General features: G+C 52.1%; 15 protein-coding genes. 11 read left to right on the top strand and 4 right to left on the bottom strand.

Going from position 1 to position 14,711, the window contains the following annotated elements:
- Window positions 1-2: 2 nt before the first annotated feature.
- Both pyrB and pyrL read right to left on the bottom strand, forming a co-directional pair.
- Window positions 3-938, bottom strand: a complete 936-nt coding sequence (pyrB, locus tag C5523_RS24380) for an aspartate carbamoyltransferase (protein WP_039077730.1) — start codon at window positions 936-938, stop codon at window positions 3-5.
- Window positions 931-1,077, bottom strand: coding sequence for a pyr operon leader peptide (gene pyrL / locus C5523_RS27530; protein WP_072039708.1), 147 nt, complete (start codon window positions 1,075-1,077; stop codon window positions 931-933). The genes pyrB and pyrL overlap by 8 nt, the downstream gene beginning before the upstream one ends.
- A 275-nt stretch (window positions 1,078-1,352) precedes the next feature.
- Here pyrL and C5523_RS24370 point away from each other — a divergent pair, with 275 nt between their 5' ends.
- From C5523_RS24370 to C5523_RS24345, 6 genes are all read left to right on the top strand, one after another.
- Complete coding sequence (locus C5523_RS24370; RefSeq protein WP_039077728.1) at window positions 1,353-1,805, top strand: YhcH/YjgK/YiaL family protein; 453 nt, start codon at window positions 1,353-1,355, stop codon at window positions 1,803-1,805.
- Window positions 1,806-2,083: 278 nt separating this feature from the next.
- Window positions 2,084-3,058, top strand: coding sequence for an SIS domain-containing protein (locus C5523_RS24365; RefSeq protein WP_039077727.1), 975 nt, complete (start codon window positions 2,084-2,086; stop codon window positions 3,056-3,058).
- Window positions 3,059-3,068: 10 nt separating this feature from the next.
- Window positions 3,069-3,899, top strand: a complete 831-nt coding sequence (locus C5523_RS24360; RefSeq protein ID WP_108702146.1) for a PfkB family carbohydrate kinase — start codon at window positions 3,069-3,071, stop codon at window positions 3,897-3,899.
- A gap of 89 nt (window positions 3,900-3,988) precedes the next feature.
- A complete protein-coding gene (locus C5523_RS24355; RefSeq protein ID WP_108702145.1) occupies window positions 3,989-5,557 on the top strand; it encodes an amidohydrolase in 1,569 nt (522 codons plus the stop codon).
- 68 nt (window positions 5,558-5,625) lie between these two features.
- Window positions 5,626-7,044: a YfcC family protein gene (locus C5523_RS24350; RefSeq protein WP_108702144.1), complete on the top strand. Its 1,419-nt coding sequence runs from the start codon at window positions 5,626-5,628 to the stop codon at window positions 7,042-7,044.
- Between the two features lie 86 nt (window positions 7,045-7,130).
- On the top strand, window positions 7,131-7,856 hold the full coding sequence (locus tag C5523_RS24345) for a GntR family transcriptional regulator (protein WP_039077723.1): 726 nt from the start codon (window positions 7,131-7,133) through the stop codon (window positions 7,854-7,856).
- Window positions 7,857-7,943: 87 nt separating this feature from the next.
- Here the strand turns inward: C5523_RS24345 and argF are convergent, their stop codons facing one another.
- Entirely contained in the window at window positions 7,944-8,948 is a 1,005-nt protein-coding gene (gene argF / locus C5523_RS24340; RefSeq protein WP_108702143.1) for an ornithine carbamoyltransferase, read from the bottom strand.
- Between the two features lie 162 nt (window positions 8,949-9,110).
- Here argF and rraB point away from each other — a divergent pair, with 162 nt between their 5' ends.
- The 3 genes from rraB (at window position 9,111) to C5523_RS24325 (ending at window position 11,258) form a co-directional block, all read left to right on the top strand.
- Window positions 9,111-9,533, top strand: a complete 423-nt coding sequence (gene rraB / locus C5523_RS24335) for a ribonuclease E inhibitor RraB (RefSeq protein WP_039077721.1) — start codon at window positions 9,111-9,113, stop codon at window positions 9,531-9,533.
- A gap of 47 nt (window positions 9,534-9,580) precedes the next feature.
- A complete protein-coding gene (miaE, locus tag C5523_RS24330) occupies window positions 9,581-10,339 on the top strand; it encodes a tRNA isopentenyl-2-thiomethyl-A-37 hydroxylase MiaE (protein WP_039077720.1) in 759 nt (252 codons plus the stop codon).
- A 91-nt stretch (window positions 10,340-10,430) separates the two neighbouring features.
- Complete coding sequence (locus C5523_RS24325; protein ID WP_039077719.1) at window positions 10,431-11,258, top strand: hypothetical protein; 828 nt, start codon at window positions 10,431-10,433, stop codon at window positions 11,256-11,258.
- Between the two features lie 49 nt (window positions 11,259-11,307).
- On the opposite strand, the gene C5523_RS24320 is transcribed toward C5523_RS24325, so the two are convergent.
- The gene (locus tag C5523_RS24320; protein ID WP_039077718.1) at window positions 11,308-11,811 is read right to left on the bottom strand and encodes a GNAT family N-acetyltransferase; all 504 of its coding nucleotides are present in this window, start codon (window positions 11,809-11,811) and stop codon (window positions 11,308-11,310) included.
- 178 nt (window positions 11,812-11,989) lie between these two features.
- On the opposite strand from C5523_RS24320, the gene C5523_RS24315 reads away from it, so the two are divergent.
- Together C5523_RS24315 and C5523_RS24310 are read left to right on the top strand one after the other, a co-directional pair.
- Entirely contained in the window at window positions 11,990-13,180 is a 1,191-nt protein-coding gene (locus C5523_RS24315; RefSeq protein ID WP_172960914.1) for a YjgN family protein, read from the top strand.
- Window positions 13,181-13,388: 208 nt separating this feature from the next.
- Window positions 13,389-14,591 (top strand): YjgN family protein, encoded by a 1,203-nt coding sequence (locus C5523_RS24310; RefSeq protein WP_107223507.1) that lies wholly within the window; start codon window positions 13,389-13,391, stop codon window positions 14,589-14,591.
- Window positions 14,592-14,711: the final 120 nt, after the last annotated feature.

Raw genomic sequence — 14,711 nt, 5'->3', positions numbered from 1 at the left:
TCCTACAGAGCCAAATCACTATTCAGAACCAGTGCCAGCAGTGCCTGGCGCGCAAAGATGCCATTACCGGCCTGTTGGAAATACCAGGCGTGCGGCGTTTTATCCACGTCGGTAGTGATCTCATCAACGCGTGGCAGCGGGTGCAGTACTTTCATGTTGCCGCGTGCGCCGATAAGGTCGCTGGCGCGCAGGATGAACTGGGCTTTGACGTTGGCATATTCTGATGGATCCAGACGCTCTTTCTGCACGCGGGTCATATACAGAATATCGACCTCAGCCATCACCTCTTCGATGCTGGCGTGAATGCTCCACGCCAGCCCTTTCTCATCGAGCATGTCGAGAATGTACTGCGGCATGGCCAGCGCATCCGGGGCGATAAAGTAGAAACGGTTGCCGTTGAACTTCGCCAGCGCCTGCGCCAGCGAGTGCACGGTACGGCCATATTTCAGGTCACCGACCATCGCGATGTTGAGGTTCTCCAGGCGGCCCTGGGTTTCCTGAATGGTGAACAGATCCAGTAGGGTCTGAGTCGGATGCTGGTTAGCACCGTCGCCCGCGTTCAGAACAGGAATGCCGCCGGAAAATTCGGTCGCCAGACGGGCGGCGCCTTCCTGTGGGTGGCGCATCACAATCGCGTCCACATAGGTGCTGATAACTGAAATCGTATCCGCCAGCGTTTCGCCCTTCTTGCCGAGCGAGGTGTTGCTGCTGTCAGAAAAACCCACCACGCTCGCCCCCAGGCGATGCATGGAGGTCTCAAACGACAGGCGGGTACGCGTTGAGGCTTCAAAGAAGCAACTGGCGATCACTTTGTGCTTGAGTAACTCCGGCTGCGGGTTGGCTTTCAACCGGGCGGCAGTATTCAGCACCAGTTCAAGTTCTTCGCGGCTGAGATCGTTTATGGAAATGATATGTTTTTGATATAGCGGGTTAGCCATGTTTATCTCCTGACGACTGCGCAAAAAAAAGCCCCTCAATAGAGGGGCTATGGAATGGGGTGGGCAACGGGAAGAAAAACGGCAGGCCTGCGTCCTTTTTCAGACGCCCAGGGACATTATGTCGAACACACTGGACCATGCTTCCTCCCGGCAAATTGTCCGCGATTATACTCAGCTACTTTTCGGTTTCAAGCGATTAATGCAACATTTGCGTCAGGCAATCGGTTTATTTGCATATAAATGCATATTTAATAAATAAATAATTACTTTACGGGCGTGTGAATAGTCGTACTGACAATCCGGTGGAATAAACATGCGCAAGCGCAACTCTTCGCTAAAAAGGGGTGGTGAGCATCGCCATTTTTCCGTATAAAAGCTAAAAATGAAACGATGTTTTATCTTGAGGAGATAGCTATGATCGTTGGCAACATTCACCACTTACAAAGCTGGTTGCCGGAAGAACTGCGCCAGGCCATTGAACATGTCAAAGCCCACGTGACGGATGCCACCCCGACCGGGAAGCACGATATTGACGGTAACAACCTGTTTTATCTCGTTTCTGAAGACATGACTCAGCCGTTTGCCGAGCGCCGCGCGGAATATCACGCCCGTTATCTGGATATCCAGATTGTGCTCAAAGGTCAGGAAGGGATGACATTCAGTACGCTGCCCGCAGGCGCGCCGGACACCGACTGGCTGGCAGATAAAGATATCGCATTCCTGCCGGAAGGCGGCCAGGAAAAAACGGTGGTGCTGAGCGAAGGGGATTTTGTGGTGTTCTACCCAGGCGAAGTCCATAAACCGCTGTGTGCCGTGGGCGCGCCCGCACAGGTGCGTAAAGTGGTTGTGAAGGTTTTAGTAGCCTGACTCGCGTTACCCGTTTCCCCTCATCCCACCGGGGTGAGGGGAGCGATCGCGCGTGGTAGCCCGGGAAAACATCCAACTACCCCTCCACCCTTATCAGAGCTACCCGAACAGCGCACCCAACGAATCTGACTTTCCACTCTCTCTCCCTGCCTGGCTTCCCCTTACCACATCGCATAACGAAAACATGATGGCGATCTCATTAATACGTATTATAACGTATTAATGTTATCCCGAATTCAATATCCCTGCGTCTAACTTATGTGGAGATTTTCAACGTTATGAATATCAAAGAAATTATTGAAAAACTGGCGGGCAATGTTAAAGACAATGGCGGGATTCGCCAGGTGTTTCTGGTGGCATGCGGCGGTTCGCTGGTGGATATGTATCCGGCAAAATACTTCTTCGACAGCGAAGCCACCACGCTACATGTGGGCATGTACACCGCGAATGAGTTTGTTTATGCCACCCCGAAAACCCTCAGTGAAAACTCACTGGTCATTGTCTGTTCGCACGGCGGCAATACGCCGGAATCGGTCGCGGCGGCAAAACTGGCGCGTGCGCATCAGGCGCAAACCGTGACCCTGACCCACAACGAACAGGCGAAGCTTATTCAGCACGCCAGCCATAATATTCTGTATGCCTGGGGCAACGATACCAATGTCGTTGATAACCCGATGGCGATTATCCTCAGCCTGTGCGTCGAGGTACTCAATCAGGTGGAAGGCTATGCGGCTTATGCGGATTTTCAGCAGGGCATGGAACAAATCAACGGCGTTATTGCAAAGGCGCGTCAACAGGTGGCTGACCGCTGCCAGCGCTTTGCCCGTCGTTATCAGGACGAAAAATTGTTTTATATCCTTTCCAGCGGTGCGTCCTATGGCCATGCTTACGGCTTCGCCATCTGTTCGTTAATGGAGATGCAGTGGCTGCACGCCGCGCCCATTCACTCCGGCGAATATTTCCACGGGCCGTTTGAAGTGACCGATAAAGAGACGCCGTTTATCTTACTGATGAACGAAGGTCGCACCCGCGTGATGGATGAGCGGGCTAACGCTTTCCTTTCCACCTACGCAGAAAAAGTGGAAGTGGTTGATGCAAAAGAGCTGGGTATTGGCGTGCTCCCTCCGCGCGTCGTGGAGTTCTTTAACCCGGTGCTGTTCTACAGCATTATGTGTGAATATCGTTCGGCGCTGGCGGATATTCGTCAACACCCGCTGGAAACACGTCGCTATATGGGACAAGTCGCGTATTAAGGAGAGCATGATGAAAGTCATAGGCGTTGGCGATAATGTCGTCGATCAATATGCCCATATTCGTACGATGTACCCAGGCGGCAATGCGCTTAATTTTGCAGCTTATGCCTCTATGCTGGGCCATGAAGCGGCGTATCTGGGTATTTTTGGCAATGACAGCGCGGCAAAACATGTTATTTCCGTACTGGACGAACTGGGTGTCAGACATCCGCACTGTTTATATGTCTCCGGGGAGAATGGTTGTGCGCAGCTTAAAATAGAAGATGGCGAGCGAATATTTCTCGGATCAAATGCCGGAGGTATTCGTAAAACAACCTCAATGGATTTTATTTTCCATCATACGGACTATCTGCGGGAATATTCTCTCATTCACAGCGGTTGTTATAGCTATATGGAAGAACAGTTTCCGGCATTACAGCAACTGGGTGTGCCCGTCTCGTATGACTTCTCGGATGATTTTGTGCTCGAAGAGGCGTTGCCGCTTTGCCAGTATGTCGACTTTGCCTTTTTCTCCTGCGCTGATTACAGCCTTGAGCAGACGCGAGACATTATTCAGCAGGCGCACAATAGTGGCAGTCGAATTGTCTGTGCCACGCGTGGCAGCGAAGGGGCAATTCTGTTTGATGGCAAACAGTGGTATCAACAGGCCCCGGAATATGTCACCCCTGTTGATACGATGGGGGCAGGCGACGCGTTTATTACCGCCTTCCTGTGCCATTATCTTGCACAGACAAATATCCCGGATGAAGAAGCGATTCCTGCAAGCCTTAAGCAAGCCGCATTATTTTCGGCGAAAATCTGCCTCAAAGAGGGGGCTTTCGGCTACGGTGTTCGCTATTAAATAACGCTATCTAAATAGGTTTTTATTTCGCTCATTTTATGAGGGGAAGGGGCGCGGTTTTGCGCTTTTTCCCCAATAAGGAAAGAGTTATGCCTGAATATCATACTGCTGATCTTATTCTGCGGTCGGATAATATATTTACTGCCGACAGCGATGAATTATTTTCTGGATATATTGTTATAAACCACGGCGTTATTTCAGCGATACTTGCAAACGATGAAGATATTAGCCCGTGGCGCGGCCCCACTACCCATTTTCGCGATCTCGGCGAGCGGCTAATTTGTCCTGGTTTTTGTGATAATCACACCTTTTTCACGGGGTATATGAGCATGCATCGCGGCGTGGATCTTAGCGCCACGAACACTAGCGCGGCGGCACTATTGCTGCTCAAAAAAGCGGAGCAGGATCTGCCTGCCGGAAAAAGCCTGTACGCGTGGGGCTGGTCTGTGGCGCAGTGGGGAGCGTTACCTGCCAGTACAGAACTTGACGACGCTTTTCCCCATCGCCCGGTGGTCGCGATTAATAGTGAGAAGAGCTATTGCTGGATGAATCAGGCAGCGATCGCTCGCTACGGGTTCACGCCTGACGACTGTAGCGCGGAGTCACGTGTGCACCTGCTTACAGAAATGCTTAACGACGCGGGGCAGGTAAAAGAAGAGTTGCGCGCCTTTATGGCGATGCTGGCGACGCGCGGTATAACGGCAATTAAAGATGTCTGTTTTGATGATGCTCCCGCGCTGCTGGACGCCTGGGCCGGGCTTGAGGCGAATGATGAACTGTCACTGCGCGTCAGCCTGGTCAGTGAGCCAGTGGCCAGCGCCGCTAATTTTACTTTTGCCCGCCAGGCGCGTGACCGTTTTCACTCTGACTGGCTGCGTTTTCATGGCTTTAAATTTATGGTGGATGGCGTAATTGCCGATTACACCGGCGACATGTTGCAGCCTTATACCGACCGGCCGCACACGCATAACGAAAAACCGGTGGATTACGCGCTGTTGCGCCAACAGGTGCTGGAGGCCGACCGGCTTGGGTTTAATTGCTGCCTGAACGCCGAAGGGGATGCCGCCATACGTCATTGCATCGATATTTTCGCGGAATGTCATCGTGCCAATCTTCCCCGAGTGCGCCATCACGCCTTAAGCGATCTCGAGTGCCCGCATCCGGACGATATCCCACGTCTTGCGGCACTGGGCCTTTCTGCTGAGGTCTACGCGCAGATACTGCTGCTTAATCAGAGCGCGTCTGACGCATATATGCGTGAGCGCGGAGGCGAAGCCAGAGAGAGGCAGTTCTTTAACTATGCCGCGCTGTTTAATGCCGGGGTTCTGGTGACCATCGGCACTGATTTGCCGCTGTTTATCCCCAATATTCCCGATGCGATCTATGCGGCCTGCTGTCGCCATTTTGCCGATGGTTCGCCACCAGAAGGGTGGTATCGCGAACACGGAATGACGCGAACACAGCTTCTGAAAGCCTGGACCATCAACGCCGCCGTTCAGCATGGCATGGGGGCACAGACCGGAAGTCTGGCCGTGGGCAAGCGCGCGGATATTGCCGTGTTCGACCGCAACCTGCTCACCTGTGCCGATGATGAAGTGCGTAACGCGCGCGTGGTGCTGACCCTGATGGATGGCCGTACAACACACGATGTTTTATAGACGCCCGCCTTCACGCGCACAGACGACGTGATGACAGGCGATAAAGCGAATTCTTACCGAGGCAGATTATGCGTATTCCAACAATAAAATGGGCCGTACCCCACTGCTACGCTCTGATCTTTTTTATCATTGTTGTGGTTGCCGTTTTAACGTGGTGCATCCCCAGCGGCAGCTTTGACTATCACGCGGTCACTTTACCGGGTGGCGAGACCAAAAGCCTGGTGGTGCCCGGCTCTTATCATGTACTTGAAAAAGTCACCGCTGATGGTGACTTACGACAGGGGCTTTCGGCCATTCTTGCCGCTCCCTTAGAAGGCATCATTAAAGCAGCCGATGTGATCGCCTTTGTGCTGATAGTCGGTGGCGCGTTTGGCATTATTATGCGGACCGGCGCCATTGAGCGCGGCCTGCTTGCGCTGGCGCAGCGGCTGGCAGGCAAAGGGATTCTGGTGATTCCACTGTCGATGACGCTGTTTAGCCTGGGCGGTGCGACTTTCGGCATGAGCGAAGAGGTCATTCCGCTCTATGCCATCTTCATTTCACTGATGTTCGCACTGGGCTATGACTCCCTCACCGCCATTTTGATCTTATTTCTGGGGACGCAGATTGGCTACGTCGGCGCGATGACCAACCCCTTTTCCGTGCTTATCGCCCAGGGCGTTGCCGGTATTCAGGGCAACCCACAGCTCTGGCTGCGCGCCATTGCCTGGGTGGTCTTTACCGCGATGTCGATTATCTTCACCATGTGGTACGCCCATCGCGTGAAGCGTGACCCGAGCAAATCACCGTCGTATGAAAGCGACTCCCAGAACCGCTCGCTGTTTATGGGAGAGCAGACAGGAACGGTACACTTTTCGCTGAGTGACCGGTTGATCATCATCGCCTTTGTACTCGCGCTGGCGGTCATCTCCTGGGGGCTCATCACCCGTGGCTGGTATATGGTGGAGATTGGTACCGTCTTTTTAGCGCTGGGGCTGTTTGCCGGTATCGTCAACAGAATGTCTGTGAGCGATGTGGCGGAAAGCTTTGTCGATGGCTGCAAAGAATTTGTCTATGCTGCGGTCGTTATTGGCCTGGCGCGCGGCATTCTGGTTGTGGCGGATAACGGCAAAATCATCGACACCCTGCTCTATGGCCTGTCGGAAATGCTGGATGGTTTGCCGCAGTATGCTTTTACGACGCTGATGCTGGTGAGCCATAACATCATCACCTTCTTCGTGCCGTCCTCTTCGGGGGAAGCGGCGTTAACCATGCCGGTGCTCGCACCGCTGGGCGATCTGGTTAACATCAATAAAGAGGCGATGGTGATGGCCTATCAATTTGGTAACGGGCTGACCAATCTTATTTCGCCCACCGGCGGTGTGCTGCTGGCCGGGTTGTCGATTGCGCGCGTAGGGTTTGGTCAGTGGCTGCGGGTGATTATGCGCCTGTTTCCGCTGCTGTGGATCACCAGCGCCATTTTTGCGGCCATCTCCGCCTGGGTTTAAGCCCGCTATGCGCGCCGGCATAGTTTGCCGTGCGCGCATCGACTATAATCCGGGTTCAAATCATTGGCCCTGTTGGTGAAAACGCGATGTTGAGTAATGGACTGCAACAGCATACCGCTGTCCCGCTATACAGACAGTTGAAGGACAAAATCCTCAGCGATATCTCCTCCGGTAAACTTGCGGAAGGGGCGAAAATACCCACCGAAGTTGAGCTGAGTGAGCTGTATGACATTAGCCGTGTGACGGTGCGTAACGCTATTAAAGAGCTGGTGGACGAAGGCTATCTGGTCAAGAAACAGGGAAAGGGCACCTTTGTTTGTCTGCCGAAGATTGAACGTAAAGTGGTGCATCTGCTGAGCTTTACCGATGCCTGTGACAGCAGCCATCTGACTACCGCCAGCAAGGTGCTGCGTACCGCTATCCTCGACGATTATCACCATGTTCGCGAAGCGCTGCGCTTAGCTGACGACGACTCGCTGCTCTATATTCAACGCCTGCGTCGCGCGGGGGACCATCCTTTGATGCTGGAGAATAACTACTACTCGCTCAAGCGATTTGGTTTTTTACAACAGGAAGATCTGAGCGGTTCGTTGTATCAGCTTTTACGCGAAAAGTACGCGATTCGCCCGACCCATGCCGGGGAGACTACCGTGGAGATGGTGCGCGCCCACGGCGAGACGGCAACGCTGCTGGAACAGCCGCTCGGAGAGCCGCTGTTTTTAATGAAGACGCTGATTCTGGATGCCGACTACCAGCCTATTCACTACGGCGAGCAGCTTATCGTTGCCGAGCGGTATAAATTCAATTTTTGAGATGCGGGTGATTTTCCCGGTTGCGCTGCGCTCATCCGGGCTACGCCTGAGTGTAGCCACGGTAGGCGTAGCGCGCTGTGGAAATGATTACTGAGCCAGGGTCGCGACCATCACCGCTTTGATGGTGTGCATGCGGTTTTCCGCCTGATCAAACACAATACTGGCCGATGATTCAAACACCTCGTCGGTCACTTCCATTCCGCCGTGCAGACCGAACTCTTCAGCCATCTTCTTGCCAAGCGTCGTCTGGTCGTCGTGGAATGCAGGCAGGCAGTGCAGGAACTTCACATCCGGGTTACCGGTCAGCGTCAGCATCTGGCTATTCACCTGATATGGACGCAGCAGGTTAATGCGCTCGGCCCACTTCTCTTTCGCCTCGCCCATCGATACCCACACGTCGGTGTAGATAAAGTCTGCCCCTTTCACCCCTGCGGCGATATCTTCGGTCAGTGTAATATTGCCACCGTTTTTCTCCGCCAGCGCTTTACACTTCGCTACCAGACTGGCTTCCGGCCAGCAGGCTGTCGGGGCGACGAGGCGTAAATCCAGCCCGGTCATCGCCGCTGCTTCCAGCATGGAGTTGCCCATATTGTTACGCGCGTCGCCTGCATAAACCAGCATCATTTCATTAAACGCTTTGCCCGGCAGGTGCTCTTGCATGGTCAACAGGTCAGCCAGCAGTTGCGTCGGGTGAAACTCATTGGTCAGGCCGTTCCACACCGGAACACCGGCAAACTGCGCCAGGGTTTCGACGATCTCCTGGCCATAACCGCGATACTGAATACCGTCGTACATTCTGCCGAGTACGCGTGCGGTATCCTTAATTGATTCTTTATGCCCAATCTGACTGCCGCTTGGGCCGATCCAGGTGACGCGAGCGCCCTGGTCAAATGCGGCAACTTCGAAAGAGCACCGGGTGCGAGTTGAGTCCTTTTCGAAGATGAGCGCGATGTTTTTGCCGGTAAGTTTTTGTTCTTCTTTGCCGTTTTTCTTATCGGCTTTCAGTTTGGCGGCGAGTTGCAGCAGAGCGTTGATTTCAGCAGGGGTAAAATCGAGCAATTTCAAAAAATGTTTCTGGTAAAACGACGACATGGTTCCCTCACCTGGCTAAAGCCACTTATTGAATTAAAATTCAATTTATATGTATGAATATTCATTTGCAAGCCAAATGAATAAATCTTTTCCGCCAGGAGTGGAGGCATTGCCAACGGTATGTGACAATATCTCTATCTGCCACATTATGAGGAATGAGCCATGGCGAACCCGGAACACCTGGAAGAACAGCGCGAAGAGACGCGTCTGATTATTGAAGAATTGCTGGAAGATGGCAGCGATCCTGATGCGCTCTACACCATTGAGCATCACCTGTCGGCAGATGACTTCGAGACGCTGGAAAAAGTGGCCGTCGAAGCGTTTAAACTGGGTTACGAAGTGACCGAGCCGGAAGAGCTGGAGCTGGAAGAGGGCGAAGTCGTGATTTGCTGCGACATTCTGAGCGAATCCGCCCTGAAAGCCGAGCTGATTGACGCGCAGGTGGAACAACTGATTAACCTGGCCGAGAAATTTGATGTCGAATATGACGGTTGGGGCACCTACTACGAAGACCCGAACGGTGAAGACGAAGACGGCGACGAAGATGAATACGAGGATGAAGACGACGACGGCGTACGTCACTAAGTCTTCCCTGTGCGGCAGCTACGGCTGCCGCAGTGCAAGGAACAGCCATGGATTACCCGCAAATACTCTCCCCGGTTTTACACTTTCTGCATTGCCCAACACCTCAGGCCTGGATAGATAAAGCCCGCGACCCGCAAAACCTTCCGCTGTTGCTCACCGATCATATGGTCTGCGAATTGAAAGCCGCGCAAACCGCCATGCTGCTGGTGCGTAAATATGTGGCGGATAAAAGTGGGGCCGATGCGCTACTTGAATGGCTGAAACCCTATGAAGCTTTTACCTTTCGTGAAGGGCCGGAACCGGACTTTGTGGCGTTGCACAAGCAGATCGCCAAAGGCGCGATGCCGAAAGCGGATGATCCGTGGGGCAGGGCGCTGATCGACAGCATGGTGCTGCTTATCAAAGAAGAGTTGCACCATTTCTGGCAGGTACGCGAAGCTATGCTTGCCCGCAATATTCCTTATGTGAAAATCACTGCCAGCCGCTATGCGAAAGGGATGCTCAAAGGTGTGCGTACCCATGAGCCGCTTACGCTTATCGACAAGCTGATTTGCGGTGCCTATATCGAGGCGCGCTCCTGCGAACGTTTTGCCGCGCTGGCCCCGTATCTGGAAGAGGAATTACAGAAATTCTATCTGTCATTGCTGCGTTCCGAAGCCCGCCACTATCAGGATTATCTTGCGCTGGCACAACAGGTCTCGGAAACGGATATCGCGCCACGGGTTCGCTATTTCGGTGAGATTGAAGCCGAACTGATCACCTCGCCGGATCCCGAGTTTCGTTTTCACAGCGGCGTGCCGGGCTGACCTGCCAGAATCCGTAGTTATTTCGCTCGCCAGGTGACAATCCTCGCCGGGCTGGTACAACAATCAGCAAAATGGTTACAAGGAACCTGAAATGAACTGGACGTCTATTCTACTCTCCGCCCTCGTCGCTGGCCTGGCGACAGCACTGACGCAGTATCTGCGCCGGAAAGGGAAAATCGGCGGCATCACCTCGGCGGTGATTGTTGCGGTTGCTATTGTGGTCTGGAACGTGGGCTATCGGCAGTATATTGCACCCTTACTGCAAAATAGCGGTGAGTCGCAAATGGACGTGGCGTTCCGTGCGATAAGCAGCATGCCGACATACCAGGTGTTGCGTGAACAAGAACCGCAGTTGCTGGAAACTATTCGCAGCACGGCGAAAAAAATGGAAAAAGAGGGGAAAACTCCTCAGCAGATTATTGATTATATTCAACCGCAGATCGTCGGCGTACAGATGGTGCGTTTACAAAACGCCCCGGATGAGAACGTGATTGCTTATATGCAGATCAATATGGAGCAAACCGTGGCCATTCAGAAAGTCAGCGATGATAATTGCTTTCGTTTCCTGTTCCCGGCGGTGAAAGGGGGGATCAATCCCGCGAAAATGTTGTCGAGCGATTTCCTGATGAAACGCATGAATATTGATGCCGCGATGATGCGCGCTGCCTACGGCGTCAACCGACACACGGTGACAGATAAAGAGCGCCAGGACGCTCAGCAGCATCTGCAGCCAATTATTGCGGCGCTGGTCAAGAAATACGGTCAGGATATTGAGATCATGCCGGACCCGCGCAAAGGCGTCGGCAAAGAGAAAGTCGCCTGCGACATTGTGCAGGATTTGTGGCGTAACGTGCTGACGTTGCCCCAGGATCAGGCTGCGGGAATGATTCGTCTGATTATGGCGCCGGAGAATCAGTAAAGAAGAGGTTCCGGTCCTTTCCGGTAGAAAAGGAAAGGGCCGGGAACAATTACAGTGTTTTCAGCATTCGCACTTCGCAATCCACATGCCCGGTACAGCCCAGCGGCCCGCTGATATGGCTAAATCCGAGATGCTCATACAGGCCAATCGCCTCTTTTAAGAACGCGGTAGTTTCCAGATAACAACGGGTGAAGCCCTGCGTACGGGCGTGTTCAAGCGCCAGCAGCGCCAGTTTCTTCGCCAGCCCCTGACCGCGCGCGGCAGGCAGGAAATACATTTTTTGCAGTTCGCAAATATCCGGCTCGCTACATTTCAGCGGGGCGACACCGCCGCCGCCCACCACCTGGCCATCCTGTTCCACTACCCAATAGGCGTGCCCCGGCTGGCTGTAGAGTTGGTACAGCTCGTCCAGATTGGGGTCCGCCACGGTATAGCCTTTATCAGCGGTAAGACCGTATTCGGCAGAAACCCGACGAATAACGGAGGCAATCGCGGCATTATCGTCGGCAGTCATCCGGCGTAATGTCACGCTCTGCTTGGCCACAACATTCATACATTCACTCAATAAAATACATTCATTTATACGCGTATTTAATAGCACTCTCTGAAAGTGGCTGCAAGTCGTTTAATTGTGATGTGATTTACAGGGGGATACGTTATCGTAGCGCGCTTCACGGAAGTGATAATCATTATTTATCAAATCAATGTTTATATTTAAGGATGATGTAGTTATGAACGGTGATATCCGTTATACGAATAATTCCCGACAAACATTTATATTTCATGGCAAGGGTCTGGATTATTTTTTAATTTCTCTGGTTAATGTTCTGCTGAGTATCATTACGTTAGGGGGGTATATCCCCTGGGCAGTGGTGCGCTCCCGGCGCTACGTGTACGAAAACATGGAGTTAAACGGTGCACGCTTTGGCTATCATGCAAAGGGTGGCGCACTGTTTATAAGTTTCTGGTTAATGTCAATAATCCTTTTTGTCGTTATCTATACCGCAGAGATGCTTCATTCATTATTAGGTTATATTGCGATATTTCTTCTAATGTTGATCATGCCTTTTTTTATGGTGAAAAGCCTGCAATATAATGCGCTGATGACCACATTAAATAATATCCGCTTCGCCTTTCATTGTTCAATGAAAAAAGCCTGGTGGGTAATGATGGGCCTGCCGACATTACTGGCTATTTTATTATGCGTGGTTCTCTATGGTATTGGGAGTATGATGTTCAGCGGTTACAATTTTGACAGCTTACTGGCGAAGATTATTACGCTGGCACTGCTCGGAATCGTGGGCATGGGCGTGAGCAATGGCTATGTGTATGCCAAATGGCTATCTCTGATCGGGAAAGGTGGTCAGTTCGGCGTCCATAAATTCGATATTCGTGTCAGCACGAAGTACTGTATTAAAGCCTGCCTCTTCTCATTAGGTATTCTGGTTCCGTTTATGGGGCTAATGTTTTACTTACTTTCGATCTCCAATAGCAGTATGGCGATGCTGCATACGATTAACGGCTCGGAGGATTTCGAGCCCTCAGGGTTTCCAGGGCAAATTCTGCTGTGCTATCTGCTCTATATTGGCGGCATTCTTATCTCATCGGCTTATCTCTGGCAGGCCTTCCGCAACCATTTAATGAATGGTTTGACGCTGGCGGAAGGACGTATTCGTTTTACTTCCACCCTGACGTTCTATGGCGTTGTGATACAACTGGTTTTGCTGGTCTTCGTCTCCGGGATCACGCTCGGCCTTGCCTATCCGTGGATGAAAATACGTTTTATCCGTTACCAGGCCCTTCATACCCATGTTGAAGGAGATTTGGACGACGTAGTGTTGACGGATCATGACGAGCAGGTTGAAAAAGGTTTTATCGCCCTGCTTTCCCGCGGCGTGATGCCGATAGCTCCTTTCATATAAAACCAAAAGGCCGGACTCTGCTTCGGCCTTTATTTGCTTTTATCGTCGTTTTCCTGCCATACCATCACTTTTCTGTGCTGACAAGACCAGTAATATTGGGCGCTACATTTTTAGTACAAAGTTTACTAAACTTAATAACGGAAATAAAAATACCGCAATATTTCTATGGCTTAATTAGCGTTGTTTCTGATTTACGATAAGGATTGTTATGACTTTTGAAAATGGTGGTGCTGCGGCGACGCCTTCCCGGAATTTTGTGTTCCAGGGCAGTGGCGCGGGATATTTCTGGATCTGGCTGGTAAACGTTTTACTCACCATCGTTACCCTCGGGTTGTTTCTGCCCTGGGCGCTGGTGCGTGCCCGCCGTTATTTTTATGAGAATACCGATCTGGAAGGGGCGCGTTTTTCTTACCACGCCACCGGACGTTCAGTATTTGTAGGCTGGCTGTGCCTCATGGTGCTGTATATCATATTTCTGATTAACATGGCGCATAATAACGTGGTGTTATCCCTATGTATGATAGGGTTGTTTTTACTTTTCTTCCCATGGCTGGTGACGCAGGGCCTGCGTTATCAATTCCTGATGACGGAAATTAATAATGTGCGCTTTAGCTTTTACGCCAGCCCGCTGCGCGCCTGGTGGGTTATGCTGGGCTGCCCGTTGTTAATTATGACGGTCTCTGTGGTGGTGTTTTCGCTGTTTATGTCGAGCACTCTCAGCATGGGTTCCTATACCGCGATTATTGTGGGTATTGGCATTGGTACACTGGCGTTGCTGCTGGGTTCCGCCATTATGCAGGGGGTCTACACCGCCCAGTGGTATGGCATGCTGGTGAATAATCTGCAGTACGGTACGCAGAAATTTGCCGCAACCTACTCCATCAAGAAGTGCATCTGGATAGCGCTGTTTTCCATGCTGCTGCTCTTCCCGTTCCTGGCACTGGCGTTGTTTATCATCGTGCCGGCCTTCTTTACGCTGATGCAATATTCTCAGGCTGTGGGCGATAGCCCGGAACAACTGGCGATGTTAGCCGGGCCATTCTACGGCAAAATCGCGCTGGCCTATCTGGTTTACCTGTTCGGTATTATTGTCTGCTTTATCTATGCCTTCGTGAAAATGCGTAATTATATTTACGGGCAGGTCACGCTGGCCGGGCATATTCGCTTCTCATCGACTGTGACTATTGGGCGCGTGCTGTGGTTGTCTATCAGCAATACGCTGGTGTGCATGATTACGCTTTTCCTGGCATATCCATGGGCGAAAGTCCGCTTTACCCGCTATGTGCTGGAAAATACGCATGTTCACGGTGAGTTGCAGAATCTGACGCTGGAAAACCACGGTCAGCAACCGGCAAAAGATCCGGCGAACCTGCTGGCGCGCGGGTTGTCATTCTTCCCGGCGGTGTTTTAAGTCAGACGTTCCCGGATGCGTGATGCTGTTTGTAGCCCCGGTAAGCGCAGCGCCACCGGGGATTACCTGAGAGTTTGCCCCCTGAATTGTGGGACAAAAAAAGCCGGGCTATCGAAGCCC

This window comes from Phytobacter sp. SCO41, assembly GCF_003073275.1.
Classification (GTDB): domain Bacteria; phylum Pseudomonadota; class Gammaproteobacteria; order Enterobacterales; family Enterobacteriaceae; genus Phytobacter; species Phytobacter diazotrophicus.
Note: the sequence above shows the minus strand (reverse complement) of the source record. Positions and strands in the feature narration are given on the sequence as shown.

Coding starts and splice junctions, on each gene's coding strand:
- C5523_RS24360 (WP_108702146.1), top strand. CDS start 3,069: ATGAAAGTCATAGGCGTTGGCGATAATGTCGTCGATCAATATGCCCAT.
- C5523_RS24325 (WP_039077719.1), top strand. CDS start 10,431: ATGAACTGGACGTCTATTCTACTCTCCGCCCTCGTCGCTGGCCTGGCG.
- pyrB (WP_039077730.1), bottom strand. CDS start 938: ATGGCTAACCCGCTATATCAAAAACATATCATTTCCATAAACGATCTC.
- C5523_RS24370 (WP_039077728.1), top strand. CDS start 1,353: ATGATCGTTGGCAACATTCACCACTTACAAAGCTGGTTGCCGGAAGAA.
- C5523_RS24350 (WP_108702144.1), top strand. CDS start 5,626: ATGCGTATTCCAACAATAAAATGGGCCGTACCCCACTGCTACGCTCTG.
- rraB (WP_039077721.1), top strand. CDS start 9,111: ATGGCGAACCCGGAACACCTGGAAGAACAGCGCGAAGAGACGCGTCTG.
- pyrL (WP_072039708.1), bottom strand. CDS start 1,077: ATGGTCCAGTGTGTTCGACATAATGTCCCTGGGCGTCTGAAAAAGGAC.
- miaE (WP_039077720.1), top strand. CDS start 9,581: ATGGATTACCCGCAAATACTCTCCCCGGTTTTACACTTTCTGCATTGC.
- C5523_RS24345 (WP_039077723.1), top strand. CDS start 7,131: ATGTTGAGTAATGGACTGCAACAGCATACCGCTGTCCCGCTATACAGA.
- C5523_RS24315 (WP_172960914.1), top strand. CDS start 11,990: ATGAACGGTGATATCCGTTATACGAATAATTCCCGACAAACATTTATA.
- argF (WP_108702143.1), bottom strand. CDS start 8,948: ATGTCGTCGTTTTACCAGAAACATTTTTTGAAATTGCTCGATTTTACC.
- C5523_RS24310 (WP_107223507.1), top strand. CDS start 13,389: ATGACTTTTGAAAATGGTGGTGCTGCGGCGACGCCTTCCCGGAATTTT.
- C5523_RS24365 (WP_039077727.1), top strand. CDS start 2,084: ATGAATATCAAAGAAATTATTGAAAAACTGGCGGGCAATGTTAAAGAC.
- C5523_RS24355 (WP_108702145.1), top strand. CDS start 3,989: ATGCCTGAATATCATACTGCTGATCTTATTCTGCGGTCGGATAATATA.
- C5523_RS24320 (WP_039077718.1), bottom strand. CDS start 11,811: ATGAATGTTGTGGCCAAGCAGAGCGTGACATTACGCCGGATGACTGCC.